Source organism: Lysinibacillus boronitolerans JCM 21713 = 10a = NBRC 103108 (genome assembly GCF_000772935.1).
Lineage (GTDB): Bacteria > Bacillota > Bacilli > Bacillales_A > Planococcaceae > Lysinibacillus > Lysinibacillus boronitolerans.
Map to the genome: position 1 here is coordinate 1 of NZ_JPVR01000078.1, position 16,250 is coordinate 16,250.

A 16,250-nucleotide genomic window follows, 5' to 3' on the forward strand; every position below is an offset into this window, starting at 1 on the left:
AAGGATAAACCAGAAAAAGTAGCGGATAGAATGCTTAAAGTGAAGGATAGCCCAGCAAAGTCAAGGGAGAACCAATAAAAAATTGGTTCTCCCTCTGCCGTTCAATTTGCTTAAACTTTAAACTCGCTCACGAGGTTGCGTAGGCTATCTGCTTGTTGGGCAAGCTCAGTGGCTGCGGCGTTGATTTCCTGCATGGAGGCGGAGCCTTGTGTGGCTGCTGCCGCAGATGTCACGGTGTTGGCCGCGGATTGTTCTGCGTAGGCATTGACATGAATGAAGTCACTTGCCACTGCATTGCTATTTTCAAGCGTTGTCGCAATTTTATCCACCATGGCTGCAATGATTGATGTTGTTTCCTCGGTATGCGATAAAATGTTGGCTAAGGATTGATTTGTTTCATTTGTCACTTCAACGCCTCGGATAACGGTTGTCACACCTTCGTGATTTTGGGCAATGATGGATGTGACCTCATCTTGGATGGATGTGACAATTGATGTAACCTCTTTCGCTGCACTTTGGGATTGCTCTGCCAGTTTGCGAACCTCATCAGCTACGACCGCAAAGCCTCGTCCATGCTCGCCAGCTCGTGCCGCTTCAATCGCCGCATTTAAAGCGAGGAGATTCGTTTGCTCAGAAATGGCCGTGATCGTGCCAATAATGGACGTAATATCCGCAGATTTACGACCCAACGCCTCTACAGTGGATGTTGTAGAAGCCATTGTTTCTTCAATAGATTGCATCACAAGTGATGATTGTTCCACAGAGCGGCTACCTTCATCGGCTGCTTGCTGCATGGCGATAGAGGCACGATGGACAGCACTCGCTTGCTCATTTAATTGATGCATTGAATGCTCTAAGTCGCTCATTTTTTGCTGCGCACTATTCATACTGGAAATCGTATTGTCACTATCACTCGCAATATCCGCTGTCGCATCCGCAATATCCTGAATTGTACGCGCATTTTCATCTGCTAATGACATTAGCTCCTGACTACTGCTTGATACATGATCCGCCAATTCACTCACCCGTCGAATTAAGTTAGAAATCGACTCAATTAACGTATTCGTCGAGGCTGCAATTATCGAAAATTCATCACGATTACGCACATTTACACGTCTTGTCAAATCGCCTCCAGCTTGCGCAATATCAAGGATAGAGTCATTAATCGCCTGTGTATTACGTTTTAATGATTTAAATAGCATAAAGCCAAAAATTACAATCGCTAAAAAACCGACGATGGAAACGAGAAAGAATGTAGTGATAGAAAGGTTTACCTGCTGGTTAAGCTTGTCTAATTTTGTTTTATTCGCATCGTCCATGACAGTATTGATGGTCTCAATATTTTTATCGATATGGGTTTTCATAGTTTCCCCAGTAGCACCCATCATCAGCTTACGTGCCTGCTCAAGACCAAGTTCATCACGCATTGTCATGACTTTATCTGAATAATCAAGGTAATTTTTATAATATTGCTCGATTGCCTGCATATGACCGAGTTCTACTTGTCGATCTTGAAATTGATCTTTTAAAGCAGCCAGCTTTTTATTAATGGTATCAATTTTTAAATGATAGGAAGTAGAATAAATGCCGTTACCTGTAATTAAATACGATTGCTCTAAATTGGTCAGTCTAGCAATTTCATAGGCAAGTTGATTCACCGTTAGTTGCTCCTGCACATTTTTCTTTGTAAAGTCTTCCATTTGCTGCTGCAAGTTCTGTATATTGACATAGGACAATATACCCATTATACCGTTAATTACAATAAGAAGTGCAAACATAATAAGCACTTTACCCCGAATTAAATGGTAAAAACGTTGTCGTTTTTCTTTAATAGGAGGGGGATTTTTCCCAGTTTCCCCTTGTGTAGAAGCTTTCCTCTTCTTAAAAAAGCTAAAAGTAAAGAGAGACGGGCGTTTTTTCGCTGTATCATGAGTTTTTTTAGTCTTTTTCATCGCCATCACCTTCCTATTTTTTTAAATAATCGATTTCAATTTTATCTTATTTTACTAGATTTTTCTATCTTTATTTCTAATAATTAAAATTTTTCAGATAAAATAACTATGACAAAAGTCAGGATAGACCGTGAAGATAGTTCTAAAATCATAAGTGGGTACAATATAGTAGTAGTGGAAATTATGACGAATGCTAATTTTTTTGATACACTAGCGAAAAGCCAATGCATAAAAGGGGAAATTGTTTGATGAAGAAAAGTTTTTATTTATACGTCCTAACCTATCGAGGTGGCGATTGGTCCGACCCTAAAGTACGCTTTGCAGAGGAAGTGTTTCATGAGCATAATTTTCCAAAGCAGAGCACAGACTTTCATGAGTTGTCCGACTATATAGAAACCTATGCAACGGAAAACTTAACAATCCAGACCTTTGATTCTTTGTGGACACTTTATGAGGAACAAGCATAATTGTACGAAAACTATAAATAATTTTGCAGTTGCTAGACGTCTAGCATTGCGTAAATGACAGAAACACAGTATTATTTATAGTGATAACTGACAGAAAAGAGGGATTGCAGTATGAGTATTCATATTAATGCAAAAAAAGGTGAAATCGCTGACACAATTTTACTTCCAGGAGATCCATTACGTGCAAAATACATTGCGGAAACATTTTTAGAAGATGTAACTTGCTACAACGAAGTACGTAATATGTTCGGATATACGGGTACGTATAAAGGAAAACGCATTTCTGTACAAGGAACTGGTATGGGTGTGCCATCTATTTCAATCTACGCAACAGAATTAATGCAAGAATACGATGTTCAAAAATTAATCCGTGTAGGTACTTGTGGTGCAATTCAAAAAGATGTAAAAGTGCGTGACGTGATTTTAGCGCAAGGAGCAACATCTGATACACGTATGAACCAAATCATTTGGGGTGGTGCTATCGATTTTGCACCAATCGCTGACTTTGATCTTTTATTAAAAGCATATAATGCAGGTAAAGATGCAGGTCTTAACTTACAAGTTGGGAATATCTTCACAGCAGATTTATTCTACTCAGATGAGCACCAAAACGAAAAATTAGCTCAATACGGTGTACTAGCTGTAGAAATGGAATCAGCAGCTCTTTACACATTAGCAGCAAAATTCGGCCGTAAAGCACTTGCTGTTCTAACAGTAAGTGACCACATCATTACAGGTGAAGTAACAACAGCTGAAGAACGTCAAACAACGTTCAATGACATGATTGTGGTAGCATTAGACGCAGCGATTCAAGACTAAGCTAACTTTAGACATATTTAATTTTATAATGAATGTAGGCAACCGACAAAAAAACAGACCATTTTTCTAAGATGGGTGGAAGTAGTCGGTTGCTTTTTTTGTGGGAATTATAGACAGATTGTTCCAGTTTTGATGCCAGTAGGCCCGTTAAATCCTGGGATTGTGGCGATTACCATGTTTGTTGCTATGTCGATGACAGACACCGTATTGTCTACTTGATTTGTAACATAGGCAAAAGTACCATCTGGCAAGATGGTTACTTGGTCTGGAGATGCACCTACAGGGATAGTTGCAATCACCGTATTGGTGGCTGTATTGATGACAGATACGGTATTATTGCCTTTATTCACAATGTAAACAAGCGTTCCATCAGGGGTAATCGCTGTTCCTACAGGTCCTGTACCAACAGGAATGGTAGCCACTACTGTATTGGTAGTGGTATTAATAACCGATACCGAATTGCTATTTTCATTTGTCACATAAGCAAATTGCCCGCTTGGAGTCAAAACAATGGATCTAGGTCGAATTCCCACAGGGATTGTAGCAATCACCGTATTGGTGGCAGTATTGATAACCGATACTGAATTGGAATTCTCGTTGGCAACATAAGCAAACGCACCGTTTGGCGTAAAGGCAATACCTTGAGGTTGTAGCCCTACTGGAATAGTGGCTGTTACGGTATTGGTGGCTGTATTAATGACCGATATAGTGTTTGATCCGTGATTGGATACATAAGCAAGCGTTCCTTTTGGCGAAATGGCAACACCAAGAGGGTTAACACCCACGGGAATGGTAGCGATTGGCAAGTTTGTGGCAGTGCTAAAAACCGTTACATTATCTGAGAAGAACGCTGGAACATAACCAAACGCACCATTAGGTGTAATCGCTACTTCTAGCGGAGCAGTCCCTACTGGAATGGTAGCGACGATTGTGTTTGTTGCGGTATCAATTACAGAAACTCTATTATCAGGCGTTGCTAGCTGCCCAGCATCTGTCACATAGACGAGATAATGGCAACTTGGTGGTATGGGTAAAAATGGGGGCTTACATTTACAACGACAACAAGGGCAACAACAGCGACAATGACAATTTGGATTTGACGTAAACTTGAATTTTTTTAAATATTTATGTTCTTTCCCCACACAGGACATCCTTTCAGTCATATATGGCTACTTTATGCGTAAAGAGCTAGGCTTGTTGTACGTTTACCTAGCCATTCTCTTTTATCATGTTTTGGTAAAGTTCTAAACTTTTTAAAAATAAAAGCATAGGAGACAGGAGGAATAATTGTTGACGTTGATGAAGTTTTCATAGACATTAAGACGGTAGGTAAAAGTTTGTATCGTATTGATTGATCTTATGATGTTAAATATATGGAAAGTTACCTTTAATCGGAATGATAACATGTTCTACAGATTATTTACTTAATGAGGTAAAATATGAAATGTATAGGTTTATGGTGGTATATTTTTGAAAAATAAGTATATGTGACATTTTAATACTTATTATCGTGTACGTATGACCGCTTCAAAATAGAAGCTCTCTTTTACAGATAGATTTCAGCAGCCGATTCTTAACCAGAGAAGGAGGAGTGTGAGCCTTGAAAAAAATAGGTTTACTACTAGCAGCTCTTTTCGTAGTAATTGGGGTCTTGATTGATAGCAATAAATTATTATATCCTCCTTTGCCAATCGATTCCCTTACACCAAAGGAAGCCATCCAAAAATTAAATGCATCCCCCGTTGATTTAGTGGCGCTCTCTAATGATAAGAAGGCAACTTGGTACCTCACAGCCATTTCAGCTAGGGGCATACAGAAGGTGGACGAGGACATTCAGCAAATGATGGCTAATGAAGGATGGGCATTTCTTGAAAAAGAGGGGAGCGGGTTATTTTTCGAAAAAAATGGGGAACGTTCCATTGTGACAACGGAAATGTGGACGAAGCAGTATGTGCTTGTTCAAATTCAGAAATGAGATGCTCTATGGAAGTCTGGGATATCTACGATAAAAATCGCCAAAAAACAAATAAGCGTCATGTGCGAGGGACAAAATTAGCAGCTGAAGATTACCATATCGTTGTGCACGTATGGATTCGCAATAACAAGGGAGAATTCCTTTTAACAAAAAGACATCCCAATAAACATTATCCTCATTTATGGGAATGTCCGGGAGGCTCTATAGTAACGGGTGAAAGCAGTTTGGACGGGGCTATTCGTGAGGTGGAAGAGGAAATAGGGATACCATTATTGAGGACCAATGGACAATTAGTAAAGAGTGAACGTCGTGATTGCTTCAATGATTTTTACGATGTGTGGTTATTTGACCAAAGCTTTGAAATTAGTGAGACCATCCTTCAAGAGGGGGAAGTGACAGCAATTCGATGGGTCACAAAGCTAGAGGTTGAAAAAATGTTTCACGCGAATAAAGTAGTACCGACACTAGGCTACTTTACATCCATTATTAACGATAAGACTACGCAGTATTAGTGATCTATGTCAGCATAATTTTGATTCAGTAGGTTAATCAATACTTAAACAGGATAGAGGAGCGTTAATATGAACAAGCGTATTCTTATTGGACTAGCTTTATTTACGTCTTTTTTCCCTCTTAATTTCGTTTCTGCCAAGGACAGTGATTCGCCACAACCTCTTGAAGTGTTTCTTCCAGAAATCGGCTATAAAACAGTAGAGGTAGCCGTAAAAGAGTTCGAACACCACTATAATAAAGAGCTGAAGCTACCTCTAAGAGTACCGCCGATCAGCTTTACACATCATTTTGGTAGATTTAGTGATTTAGAAGGAGAAATGAATGATCAGCTGGAGGTGGTAATGATTAGTGATCAAATGCCACAAAATCATTTCAAAATCAAGGTTCGACCAGTTGAGCATAAAATGCCATTTGAAAAATATATAATGGATGTATTCAAGCTGAAAAATGGCAGTGAGGCAGCCTATATTGAAAATCCAAGAATTGGTTTTCATTTACTCGTTTTTGAAAGAGACGATTGGCAATATGTCTTTAGTATTGATCGTGATGTTGCAGATCAAGCAACGGCTGAGGTCCTGATTGATATTGCTAATTCAATTGATTATCCAAAGCAAAAGTATTAGCTCTTCTAATTTTTATTCTTGCCTTTCAGCTCTTCTCGTAATTTCTTTAGTTCCTCCGTTTGCTCCAAAATAGTATTGTTGACTCGTCTAATCGAATCATATATAGCAAAAATCCCCACAAAAATAAGAATGATAACTAATAATTCCATCTTGCACCTACTTTTTATTTTTACATTGATTGTAACAGGAATTTCCAAATGGTTGAAGAATTAGTTAGGTGGAGGTGCTTGTTATGCAGAGCTATGTTTATCATATGGTTCCAAGGGAAATGGTCGGTCAGGAGCTGATGCCACTGAATAGGTTAGGGGCAATGTATCCAGATTTATATGAACGCTATGCGAAAAAATATTTTGATCATCCAGAGAGACCGAAGCTTTTAATGAAAGAAATCCCTCAACTAAATTGCTTGTGGAATGATGTTGTCCATTTCCTACCAATCCATCCTAGTCATCTCTATAAGGCATTAACAGAGCTAGATATTGAAACGAAAGAAAACCTAATGTTTTATCAAATTCCAATCCAAAAACTAGCAGCTAATCAAAATGCGATGTACTTGTATTCAAAGGAACGCTATAACGGGCCAGCAGGGGCAATTGCAGCAGAGGATATAATACTTCTGTCGTTACATGATTATAGAGAACTAGAACAGCTACCAGCAGCAACCATTGACTATTTCCAAACGGAAAAAGGAAAAGGGAAGAACTTTGGACTTTTTGCGTATGTTCCACATCTCTTCAGCTTAGGCAATGTCAATGTAGACGATGCGGAAATCATTACGTGGAATCAACTTATTCCTAGCATGAATACTAATTGAGGTGGGAAATGAAATAGGGTTTGCCTAAAAGGTTACCCTTTTTTTGATGCTATTTGAAGAGAATTAAACCAGTGTCGATGACCACAATAAGCAGTAATACAAAATAATGGGTAGGAAAACAATCGATAGCACATGATCCCTTACTTCTGATAAGAACGATAAACGCTTCATAGGAAATCATGCCAGCAGCAAAATTTCTGTTATCTTCAATGGATTATTCATCCTCCTGCTCATTAGCTCTAATTCGTATTAGACTTTTGAAAAACGAGTTGAAGCAGATAGACAATCAATCGAATAATGAATAGATAGATAAAAGCTTCAATTAAGCTTGTTGAAAGTATCATTACATAACGACCGAAATCTTCTAATTCATGAAAAGTATATGTTTGTATGTGCCAATCAAAAAACAATGCTTTGTAACTCGTCCCCAAAAAGATAGGGATGAAAAGTAACCAATAAAAGCGTGGTAAACTAAATTTATAGCCTTTCACCAGCAAGGTACACCCTCCTCAATTTTAAAGCCATCATAACATAAAAGAAAATATTTTAGTATATTATGGAAGTATTTAGTGATAATACGAATACGTTATTTACAATTATAGTAATTTAAAGGTATTATTAGTAAGTTGAGACGATGTCCAGAAAGGTAGAAGTCCATGAAAATGATCCATTCAAGCAAGATACATCCCGAAGTGAAAACATTATTATCCTATGCCACATCCGAAAAGAAAGTGGAGAAGGAATACTCATTGTACATTGCATGTCCAGAAAGAGTATTGTATGGCTATACCTTTGCACAAGACACTATCGGTTGTATAGGGATTGTTAAAAGAGAGGCAAATCAATGTGAAATTATACATATAGCCGTATCGCCTGCTTATCGTGGAAAAGGCATTGGACGTGAGATGATTCGGTATGTAGAAGAACATCATGCTTTTTCTTCCATTTATGCAGAAACAGATCAAGAAGCCGTACTCTTTTATAAAAATATTGGCTTTCATATTACGAGCTTAGGAGAAAAATACCCAGGGGTGGAGCGTTTTGCCTGTCTATTAAACTGCACTACCTAATGGTCAATTCGTTGTACTGTCGATAATCGTCCACTTAGGTGCTTTTTACGCCCTGTTATTTGATTATATTAAAGCTAGTAAATTTGGATGATAGACTAAAATAGAAAGGAGTTATAAAAATGCAAAAGAGGTTGTGGTGGTGGATCGTATGTGGCTTGGCCTTGTTCATAGCGGGTTATTCGATTGTTCAATATTTACTATTCGATGCACGACAGGCGGGATTTGTTCAATTAAAGCTTATGCTTAGTGCAACATTGAATTCATTTTGGTATATCATGCTCTATCTACATATTGTATTCGGTGTATTAGCCCTCGTCATTGGTCCTTTTACGTTGTCATCAAAGTTACGAGAGAAAAATGTGAAACGCCATAGAATATTAGGCTATATCTATATGGTCAGTATTTTGTTTGGCGGCTTGGCAGGACTTTATTTAGCCCTAAACGCAACAGGTGGATGGGTGGCACAGCTAGGCTTTGCTTTATTATCTTTAGGGTGGCTCTTTACCATGTTTCAAGCGCTGGTCCAGATTAAAAAAAGAAATATCCAAGGCCATCAGAAATGGATGCTAAGAAATTATGCATTAACCTTTGCAGCTGTCACATTGCGAATCTGGCTACCATTGTTTACGGTATTATTTGGCTTTAATAATTTTGAGTATAGTTACGCCTCCATCGCTTGGCTATGCTGGGTGCCCAATTTTATCGTGATGGAATGGTATATCCAACATAAACTTACTAAAGTTGCAAATTACCGAGACATGACAAAAGCTAATAGATAGTTTTGAAACATATTCTGAGCATTAGGTTCTAAAGGAGCCTAATGCTCTTTTTATTTTAAGATTCATATTTATTTCATTCTAATATTCTAGGTGCATTCATTATCCTTACAATTATACCTTTGAATATGATGAAAAAGGACAGGAGGTGAAATCTCATTGAGGTTTAGTTACATCCGTAATTTTGATAATTTTAAATGTGATGCAAAATGTAATTATCCATTGAAATATAAATGTAATGAATTTGGTTGTAATGGATATCCCTATGTTTATGGAATTCAAGAACCAATAGGTGTAACAGGAGCAACAGGCGCTACTGGTCCTACAGGTGCCACAGGTCCCCCGGGAGCGCGGGGAGAACCAGGACCTCAAGGAGTAGCCGGAGTCACGGGTCCACAGGGAGAAATAGGTCCTCAAGGAATAGCAGGAATCACGGGAGCAACGGGTCCGCAGGGAGGAACAGGCCCCCAAGGAATAGCCGGAGTCACTGGAGCAACGGGTCCGCAGGGAGAAATAGGTCCCCAAGGAATAGCCGGAGTCACTGGAGCAACGGGTCCGCAGGGAGCAACAGGTCCTCAAGGAATAGCAGGAGTCACAGGTCCGCAGGGAGAAAGAGGTCCCCAAGGAATAGCCGGAGTCACTGGAGCAACGGGTCCGCAGGGAGAAATAGGACCTCAAGGAATAGCAGGAGTTACGGGGGCAACGGGTCCGCAGGGAGCAACAGGTCCTCCAGGAATAGCAGGAGTCATGGGTCCGCAGGGAGAAGTAGGTCCTCAAGGAGTAGCAGGAATCACGGGAGCAACGGGTTCTCAGGGAGCAACAGGTCCTCAAGGAGTAGTCGGAGTCACAGGATCGACGGGTCCACAGGGGGCAACAGGAGCCCAGGGAATAACAGGAAGTACAGGGGCCACAGGAGCCCAAGGAATAACAGGAAACACAGGAGCAACAGGAGCCCAAGGAATAACAGGAAACACAGGAGCAACAGGAGCCCAAGGAATAACAGGAAACACAGGGGCAACAGGAGCCCAAGGTATGACAGGAAGCACAGGGGCGACAGGAGCCCAAGGTATGACAGGAAGTACAGGGGCGACAGGAGTCCGAGGAATAACAGGAAGCACAGGAACGACTGGGTTGCAGGGAGTAACAGGAGCCACTGGAATAACTGGCGCAACAGGAGAACGAGGTCTAGTAGGAATGACAGGGGCAACAGGAGCCCAAGGCGTAACGGGTAGCACAGGAGCGACTGGATTGCAGGGAGTAACAGGAGCCACTGGTGCCATAGGGACTACAGGTGTTACTGGATCAACGGGTCCAAGTGGTTCAGGTTTAATGGAAGTTTTTCTCTCTACAGATCAATCAGTTAGTAATAATGATTTTCTTGGTACTGGTAATTCTTCGGCTTCATTTGTTAGGAGTTCTATTGTTATTCCTGAAAATGCTATAATTAGAAGCTTAACTCTGAATATACGGGATCATGCTCTAAGTGCAGGTCAAACAGCTTCAGCACAAATATTTGTCAGTACAAATTGTGGTTTTACTAGCGTTGCTACAGGTATTATTGCGTCTGTGTCAGGACCAAATTCATCTACAACACCAAATTGTTGTGCAAAAGTGGTAGCAAATTACCCAATTACTAGTTGTACACTTCTCGCTGTACAAGTAAGTACAACTGGAGGAGCGTTTTCAAATGGTGTTTCAGCAACGATACTTTTTAATACAGTTTAATTATTCGATTTAAATTTTGGATTTTTGAGGGAAAGCATCTTTACTTTAGCTTTATGCTCGTAAGGACATTTTAGCTAATAGGACATCTTCTGTAAAAAAGTGGTTCTGGTGGGTGTATTTGTCACAGGGGAGGATATGGCAAAGTTCTGGTGTGTACTCATGAACTTTAAGCTGTTGAACGAAGATTTAACGAATCAACTGCTTTTGTCTCATGTAGAATTGAATGAAAGTGATGGTTATGGTGTCTGGATTAAGAACAACAGTGAATAAACGATACTGAAATACCATCATCAAAGTTGTCGTTCAAAGGGAGCATTTAAGATGATGAAAGGAAAAGGGCTTGTCTGTAAAAAAGATTACAGACAAGCCTTGTTACTAGTTATTAAGTAATGCCACCATATATATTACAATAATATTCGACCTCAATTATATGAGGTGAGGATACACCATTATATGAATAGTAGCCACCGATCGTAATATTGTAAGCACTGCCCTGATCTTTAATGGAAGGGTCATATCCTGTTTGTGTCCAGTTACCCTCGCCCTGTTCAATTTTTGACGACAATGAATGCATAACCGAGAATAGCTGTCTTCCACCAGGCATATCCTTGCTTAGCTGGGTGTCAAATGAACCATCAACACGAATGATTGTTTGCTGTGACCCCATATGTAATTCAACGAATTTTGGTACTTTAACTGGAGAGAAAACTTCCTTATTATCGATCACGACATATGAAGTGTCTATTCTACCTTTTAACATGTCCTCAAAATCTTTTAATTCAAGCCAATAATCCGCTGAAAATGTTGTAATAGGATCTAGCTTTAAGCTTGTACCATACTTTTCATTTAGTTGATTGACAATAGCCAAATATTCTTTATAGTAATGTTCTTTCTGTGCCAGTGTTAAAACTAATGGAACAGGTGCTATGACAGATTCCTTTTCTATTATTTGTTCATCTACCGATGTAGATAGTGGTAAGGAGGCTTTTTCATCCTTATCACAGCCTGTCAGGAAGATGGCTCCTACTACAATGCTTGTCACCAAATACTTTTTCAACACCTTCACCTCCAAAAAATGAATAAAATCTATTATACCATACATAAATGTGTATATTTTTCATTTATATGGTAAAAATATAGTTTCGTAGTATATTGTAAAGAGAACAACGATTAAGCAAGTGTAAGGGGCGGTATAGTGGCAATTTTAAAAGATGATTCGAGTCATCCTAGTTGTGAGGTAGAGCTAAATATTTTAATGGTGAACGAGGAAAGTGTAAAGTTTCGTATTGAATTTCGCTTTGGGCCAGCTTTCCCAGCGATAAATACGGAGATTTATTGTTTAAAAAGAGATTTCCTTCAATTATTAGAAGACATAACACAATTGGAGCCTGCTTATTTAAGTATGCTGGAGCCGCATGATCCTGGCCTATGCATCTATCATATCCCTCATTATGGTGAATATTTTTTTCCTGGATACGGTATCTTTCAAATTCCTAAAGAGGAGAGGGAGGAAGCAGAGCAACGTTATAAATTAGTATTTGTACTAGATGCTTATGAGAAGAATCATCATGGTGCAAGAGAATGTGGGCCTGCATTATGTATTATTGTGACGATGGAACAAATCCGAGTGTTCATTACCACTTTGCGAGAACAAGTAAAGAAATTCAAAAGTAAAAGGTGATACAACGGTCATTCATTCTCTTCTACAACGATGCTATAGGATAGGTTGAGACGATCACATACCCAATTTTTAAATAAATGATCAATTTGTTTTTTTATTTCATCGCTAGGTAATTGCTCATTAATCCCTAATTGTTCAAACGAAAATGTTTCCTGAATTTGATCGGTATATTTCGTATTAAAGGTAAACGTAATGAGTTTAGACACGTTGATTTTCCTCCGTTTTCTAGCGTGTACATTCATGGGCGAATTATTAGAAATTGAATGTCGTTGATATTTGTAAATAAACTTTTTTTCTTTGGTAAAAAGAATAGAAAATGCTGTCGGCTGAATTATCATTAATATAGACAGTGTAAGTAGCATAATTTTCTAGCAATTGCTTTAATTGTTGATTATTTGTTCATTCGATGTTTCAGCTTTTGTTTCTTTTTCTAGTTCAAAAGTGATTGCTGTTGTCATAAAATAGCATCGATTTCTTCAGGTGTAAGATCTCATTCTGAAATATTTTTTCCTCCTCTCCAATTCATTGTTTGTCAAAAGGCAACTTAACTAGTATAAAATTTATTAAGTATTTTTGTTAAAATTTAGTATAAACTTTTGTGCATGTAGGTGCAATTGTTACCATTAAGGAGCAGTGTTCTTCTGTTTTCTTCGTTTCTTTTGTTTATAGGTAAGATAAGAAGTTTTTAAGGAAGCGTAACTCCCAATTGCTGCATAGCCATAAAACCAGCCCATGAATAGTCCAGCAAGAAGATTATGTCGGTGGCTGATGAAAATGGAAATGAGTAAGCCGATAATTAATGCAATGCTTGGAACCCAAAAAGGCTTTATATGACACATTTTCTTGATTAGCTGGGTAATAATCATAACAACAGGGACTGCAACGACGGCATCCCAAAAATTTGTATGTATTAGTGGAAAGTGTTCCATTCCGTTCACCTCTCATTACTATTTAGTACTTATTGTGGGCAAATAGGCCAATTTTATGCAGTCGTGTGTTGAGAACTCGTTGAAGGTTTGTTGAGAGAATCTCTAGATTGCTGTGGGAATCTTCATCCTTTTTATCAAAGTGGCATCAAATGGAAATAAAGATTGCAATAGTTAGTTGGCAAATGTAAAATGTGGATTAATAAATCCACGATATAAGAGGTATACGATGTTTCCAATATTACATACTGAACGATTAGAATTAAGAGAATTGACGAGTTCTGATGGACAAGCTCTCCTTGATTGCTTTTCGAATCCTGAAGTTTTGCGCCATTATGGACAACAACCCTTAACGAGCTTAGTTCAAGTGCAGCAAATCATTCAAAATTTCGCAAACAATTTCGCTCTAAAACGGGGTATTAAATGGGGCATTGCATTAAAGGATCAAGAAGGAATTATTGGTACAATCGGCTTTCAAGAGTGGTCAATAGAGCATCGAAGAGCAGAAATCAGCTACGCACTTGTTCCTGAATATTGGGGCAAGGGCTATGCTCAAGAAGCTGTGAAACGAGCCATTTCCTATGGTTTTGAAGAGATGGATTTAGTACGGATTGGCGCCATTGTATTTAAAGAAAATGAAGCTTCTAATCTACTATTGCAAAAAATAGGCTTCGACCAAGAAGGGCTATTAAAAAAATATATGCATCAAAACAATGTGCCACACGATACTTATATTTACTCACTCATAAAATAAAATGTTAACCAGATACCTACGTCGGCATCTGGTCATTTTTTTATTGTTTCTGTAAATGTTTTTCGACCTGGATTGATTTTGGCTACTTCCACATCAATTTTACTAATTGAATCCTCTGATAATGGAATTTTCCCATCTTTCTCAAACTTTTTCCAAGCCTTGACGTTATCGCGATAGAGATATTCAGACAAACGAAAGATATCGACATCTAATTTTAAGCCTTCTTTATAGGTATCCAGAATTTCCTTTTTCACTTCTTTAATAATAAGCTCTTTCAGCTCTTGTTCGGTGACGTTCCCTTTAAAACCATTGATGGTCGCATTAATTCTCAATTCAACTTCAAATGTTACATCCTCTTGTTTGACATGTGGATTCACATCGACATGTATTTTTTCAATACTGACCGTTAGTTCGTCCTGGTCATCTGAGTTTAATTGAAAGGTAATCTCTCCACGATTTGTATAGTTATGCATCCATTGACTGCCGCGCGCCGCAGTATCTTGCACGAACCCCTTAAAGCCATCTTTCGACAGGACACCAACCCCTGAAAAATAGGTTTCCTTTATTTGCTCCTTATCAGTTTGCCAAACCTCTTTAATGGACACATAGGGAATTGTTACTTCATGACTTGGCTCATTTAAACCAATGACAACATCTCTTAAGTCTTTTGGTTCAACAAATGTTTCTTGTTCTGTTGGGTTGATGGGGTTACTTAATTTTGATGAGGATAATGAATTCCTTAAAATAGGTGTGACAAGCAGTACTTCTTCGACTGGGTTTTTTGTACAGTATACCCAGATTTGATACCTTGTATCGCGAAAGCGTATGAATGTATCAATGACTGGAATAATGTGTTCATTCTCCATAGCTTGCTCCGAAAAGACCATAAACCGCATATGCCCCCAAAAGATTTCCTGATCCGAGGAGCGATACAATTTGTAAATCGCCTCTTCTATTGTTTTTCCAGTGGCACGCCCCACTTCAGCAGGCGCCACCGTTGCGCTAGGCTGTATAGATTTCGCGACATCGGCGAAATTAATCACTTGTAAATAGACAATATACTCGTCGTTTTGGTAGTCTACACCTACTGCATTTATATAGTACATTCTTTGCGGCTCCGTAATATCCCAGCATCCAGCGAGTAAGGTCGTCAATCCGATGATCAATAAAAATTTGAAATAAGTTTTCATGGTTTCTCCACTCGAATTGCTCTACAGTTGTATTTTATAGTGTTAGCTTAGACAAAAGATGGCTTTTTTATAAAGTGCTAGCTGAGGAAATGAAATTTGGAAAATTATATCCAATGAGACAACTTTCAGATATGATGAGGCAAGGAGGTGAGATTGTGACTCGTGTTTCATATTGTCTAATTAATACATTCACGAATGAGCTGTATAAAGGGAATCCTGCAGCAGTATGTCTATTAGATGAAAAATTTTCTGAGGAGACCATGCAAAAAATTGCACAGGAGATACCTGTCCCAACAACAGCCTTTATTGAAAAAAGACAGGTTGATTTTTCGCTGAAATGGTTTACGCCACATATGGAAATACCCATTTGTGGTCACGGCACCCTTGCTAGTGCCTTTGTGCTTTGGCAGCAAGGAATTGTGCCAAAGGAGCATACAATTACATTTCATACAGCAGGTGGTCCTTTACATGCCAAGTGGCAACATGAACGAGTGGAAATCGCCATCAAAACGTATCCAATTGCTGAAATGGAATGTCCTTCAGCATTGGAGGACTGGTTAGGATGTAAGCCCGTCTTTGTAGGGAGAACTGAATTAGATTATATCGTGGAAGTAGGCAATGAAGACCAAATCGCACACTTTGAACCTGACTTTATTGCGATGAAGCAGTTTCCTGTTCGAGGAATATGTCTAACTAGCAAGTCGAAGGAAGAAGGCATTGATATCGTATCTCGCTTTTTTTCTCCAGCCCAAGGCATTGACGAGGATCATGTAAATGGTTCAAGTCATGGTGCACTAGGTCCATATTGGTGTGAGAAATTATCCAAACAGCAACTTGTCAGCAAGCAGCTTTCTAAACGTGGAGGTGTAATGTATGTGACCCCTCACCACGACAAGGTATTGATTGCAGGTGCAGCAGTTCAAGTTTTGAATGGGGAATTAAACATCTAGATACGGTTTAGAAGG

21 protein-coding genes are annotated in these 16,250 nt (G+C 38.9%); 13 read left to right on the forward strand and 8 right to left on the reverse strand.

What is annotated here, in order from left to right; genetic code table 11:
- Positions 1 to 110: 110 nt before the first annotated feature.
- A complete protein-coding gene (locus tag CD31_RS15510) occupies positions 111 to 1,952 on the reverse strand; it encodes a methyl-accepting chemotaxis protein (protein WP_036078903.1) in 1,842 nt (613 codons plus the stop codon).
- A 248-nt stretch (positions 1,953 to 2,200) separates the two neighbouring features.
- On the opposite strand from CD31_RS15510, the gene CD31_RS15515 reads away from it, so the two are divergent.
- Together CD31_RS15515 and deoD are read left to right on the forward strand one after the other, a co-directional pair.
- The gene (locus CD31_RS15515; RefSeq protein WP_016995579.1) at positions 2,201 to 2,419 is read left to right on the forward strand and encodes a YozE family protein; all 219 of its coding nucleotides are present in this window, start codon (positions 2,201 to 2,203) and stop codon (positions 2,417 to 2,419) included.
- Positions 2,420 to 2,530: 111 nt separating this feature from the next.
- Positions 2,531 to 3,238 (forward strand): purine-nucleoside phosphorylase, encoded by a 708-nt coding sequence (deoD, locus tag CD31_RS15520; RefSeq protein ID WP_004230212.1) that lies wholly within the window; start codon positions 2,531 to 2,533, stop codon positions 3,236 to 3,238.
- Positions 3,239 to 3,345: 107 nt separating this feature from the next.
- Here deoD and CD31_RS15525 read toward each other — a convergent pair whose 3' ends face one another.
- Positions 3,346 to 4,380, reverse strand: coding sequence for a beta-propeller fold lactonase family protein (locus CD31_RS15525; protein WP_342351933.1), 1,035 nt, complete (start codon positions 4,378 to 4,380; stop codon positions 3,346 to 3,348).
- Positions 4,381 to 4,838: 458 nt separating this feature from the next.
- Between CD31_RS15525 and CD31_RS15530 the strand changes: the two genes are divergently transcribed.
- From CD31_RS15530 to CD31_RS15540, 3 genes are all read left to right on the forward strand, one after another.
- Positions 4,839 to 5,213 (forward strand): hypothetical protein, encoded by a 375-nt coding sequence (locus tag CD31_RS15530; protein WP_036078907.1) that lies wholly within the window; start codon positions 4,839 to 4,841, stop codon positions 5,211 to 5,213.
- 8 nt (positions 5,214 to 5,221) lie between these two features.
- Complete coding sequence (locus CD31_RS15535; protein ID WP_036078910.1) at positions 5,222 to 5,725, forward strand: NUDIX hydrolase; 504 nt, start codon at positions 5,222 to 5,224, stop codon at positions 5,723 to 5,725.
- A 69-nt stretch (positions 5,726 to 5,794) separates the two neighbouring features.
- Positions 5,795 to 6,349, forward strand: coding sequence for a hypothetical protein (locus CD31_RS15540; protein WP_036078912.1), 555 nt, complete (start codon positions 5,795 to 5,797; stop codon positions 6,347 to 6,349).
- Positions 6,350 to 6,354: 5 nt separating this feature from the next.
- Here the strand turns inward: CD31_RS15540 and CD31_RS23560 are convergent, their stop codons facing one another.
- The gene (locus CD31_RS23560) at positions 6,355 to 6,498 is read right to left on the reverse strand and encodes a hypothetical protein (RefSeq protein ID WP_167334368.1); all 144 of its coding nucleotides are present in this window, start codon (positions 6,496 to 6,498) and stop codon (positions 6,355 to 6,357) included.
- Between the two features lie 83 nt (positions 6,499 to 6,581).
- Here CD31_RS23560 and CD31_RS15545 point away from each other — a divergent pair, with 83 nt between their 5' ends.
- Positions 6,582 to 7,163: a hypothetical protein gene (locus CD31_RS15545; RefSeq protein ID WP_036078914.1), complete on the forward strand. Its 582-nt coding sequence runs from the start codon at positions 6,582 to 6,584 to the stop codon at positions 7,161 to 7,163.
- A gap of 239 nt (positions 7,164 to 7,402) precedes the next feature.
- On the opposite strand, the gene CD31_RS15550 is transcribed toward CD31_RS15545, so the two are convergent.
- Complete coding sequence (locus CD31_RS15550; RefSeq protein ID WP_244905028.1) at positions 7,403 to 7,654, reverse strand: hypothetical protein; 252 nt, start codon at positions 7,652 to 7,654, stop codon at positions 7,403 to 7,405.
- 171 nt (positions 7,655 to 7,825) lie between these two features.
- On the opposite strand from CD31_RS15550, the gene CD31_RS15555 reads away from it, so the two are divergent.
- The 4 genes from CD31_RS15555 to CD31_RS24060 all read left to right on the forward strand — a co-directional run bounded on the left by CD31_RS15555 (position 7,826) and on the right by CD31_RS24060 (position 11,004).
- Entirely contained in the window at positions 7,826 to 8,233 is a 408-nt protein-coding gene (locus CD31_RS15555) for a GNAT family N-acetyltransferase (RefSeq protein WP_342446855.1), read from the forward strand.
- A 119-nt stretch (positions 8,234 to 8,352) separates the two neighbouring features.
- Positions 8,353 to 9,012: a DUF2306 domain-containing protein gene (locus tag CD31_RS15560; RefSeq protein WP_036078920.1), complete on the forward strand. Its 660-nt coding sequence runs from the start codon at positions 8,353 to 8,355 to the stop codon at positions 9,010 to 9,012.
- 156 nt (positions 9,013 to 9,168) lie between these two features.
- Positions 9,169 to 10,734, forward strand: coding sequence for a collagen-like domain-containing protein (locus CD31_RS15565; RefSeq protein ID WP_052125391.1), 1,566 nt, complete (start codon positions 9,169 to 9,171; stop codon positions 10,732 to 10,734).
- Positions 10,735 to 10,869: 135 nt separating this feature from the next.
- Positions 10,870 to 11,004, forward strand: coding sequence for a hypothetical protein (locus CD31_RS24060; protein ID WP_280522763.1), 135 nt, complete (start codon positions 10,870 to 10,872; stop codon positions 11,002 to 11,004).
- A gap of 112 nt (positions 11,005 to 11,116) precedes the next feature.
- Here CD31_RS24060 and CD31_RS15570 read toward each other — a convergent pair whose 3' ends face one another.
- Positions 11,117 to 11,794 carry a hypothetical protein gene (locus tag CD31_RS15570; RefSeq protein ID WP_128568322.1) on the reverse strand — a complete coding sequence of 226 codons (678 nt, stop codon included), beginning with the start codon at positions 11,792 to 11,794 and terminating at the stop codon, positions 11,117 to 11,119.
- 135 nt (positions 11,795 to 11,929) lie between these two features.
- On the opposite strand from CD31_RS15570, the gene CD31_RS15575 reads away from it, so the two are divergent.
- Positions 11,930 to 12,415: a hypothetical protein gene (locus CD31_RS15575; RefSeq protein WP_016994145.1), complete on the forward strand. Its 486-nt coding sequence runs from the start codon at positions 11,930 to 11,932 to the stop codon at positions 12,413 to 12,415.
- A gap of 8 nt (positions 12,416 to 12,423) precedes the next feature.
- Here the strand turns inward: CD31_RS15575 and CD31_RS15580 are convergent, their stop codons facing one another.
- Together CD31_RS15580 and CD31_RS15585 are read right to left on the reverse strand one after the other, a co-directional pair.
- On the reverse strand, positions 12,424 to 12,621 hold the full coding sequence (locus CD31_RS15580; RefSeq protein ID WP_009371305.1) for a hypothetical protein: 198 nt from the start codon (positions 12,619 to 12,621) through the stop codon (positions 12,424 to 12,426).
- 417 nt (positions 12,622 to 13,038) lie between these two features.
- Entirely contained in the window at positions 13,039 to 13,344 is a 306-nt protein-coding gene (locus CD31_RS15585; protein ID WP_036078924.1) for a hypothetical protein, read from the reverse strand.
- A 226-nt stretch (positions 13,345 to 13,570) separates the two neighbouring features.
- On the opposite strand from CD31_RS15585, the gene CD31_RS15590 reads away from it, so the two are divergent.
- A complete protein-coding gene (locus tag CD31_RS15590) occupies positions 13,571 to 14,095 on the forward strand; it encodes a GNAT family N-acetyltransferase (RefSeq protein WP_016994143.1) in 525 nt (174 codons plus the stop codon).
- 32 nt (positions 14,096 to 14,127) lie between these two features.
- Here CD31_RS15590 and CD31_RS15595 read toward each other — a convergent pair whose 3' ends face one another.
- Positions 14,128 to 15,285 carry a Ger(x)C family spore germination protein gene (locus tag CD31_RS15595; RefSeq protein ID WP_036078926.1) on the reverse strand — a complete coding sequence of 386 codons (1,158 nt, stop codon included), beginning with the start codon at positions 15,283 to 15,285 and terminating at the stop codon, positions 14,128 to 14,130.
- 155 nt (positions 15,286 to 15,440) lie between these two features.
- On the opposite strand from CD31_RS15595, the gene CD31_RS15600 reads away from it, so the two are divergent.
- On the forward strand, positions 15,441 to 16,235 hold the full coding sequence (locus CD31_RS15600) for a PhzF family phenazine biosynthesis protein (RefSeq protein WP_036079347.1): 795 nt from the start codon (positions 15,441 to 15,443) through the stop codon (positions 16,233 to 16,235).
- Positions 16,236 to 16,250 lie beyond the last annotated feature (15 nt).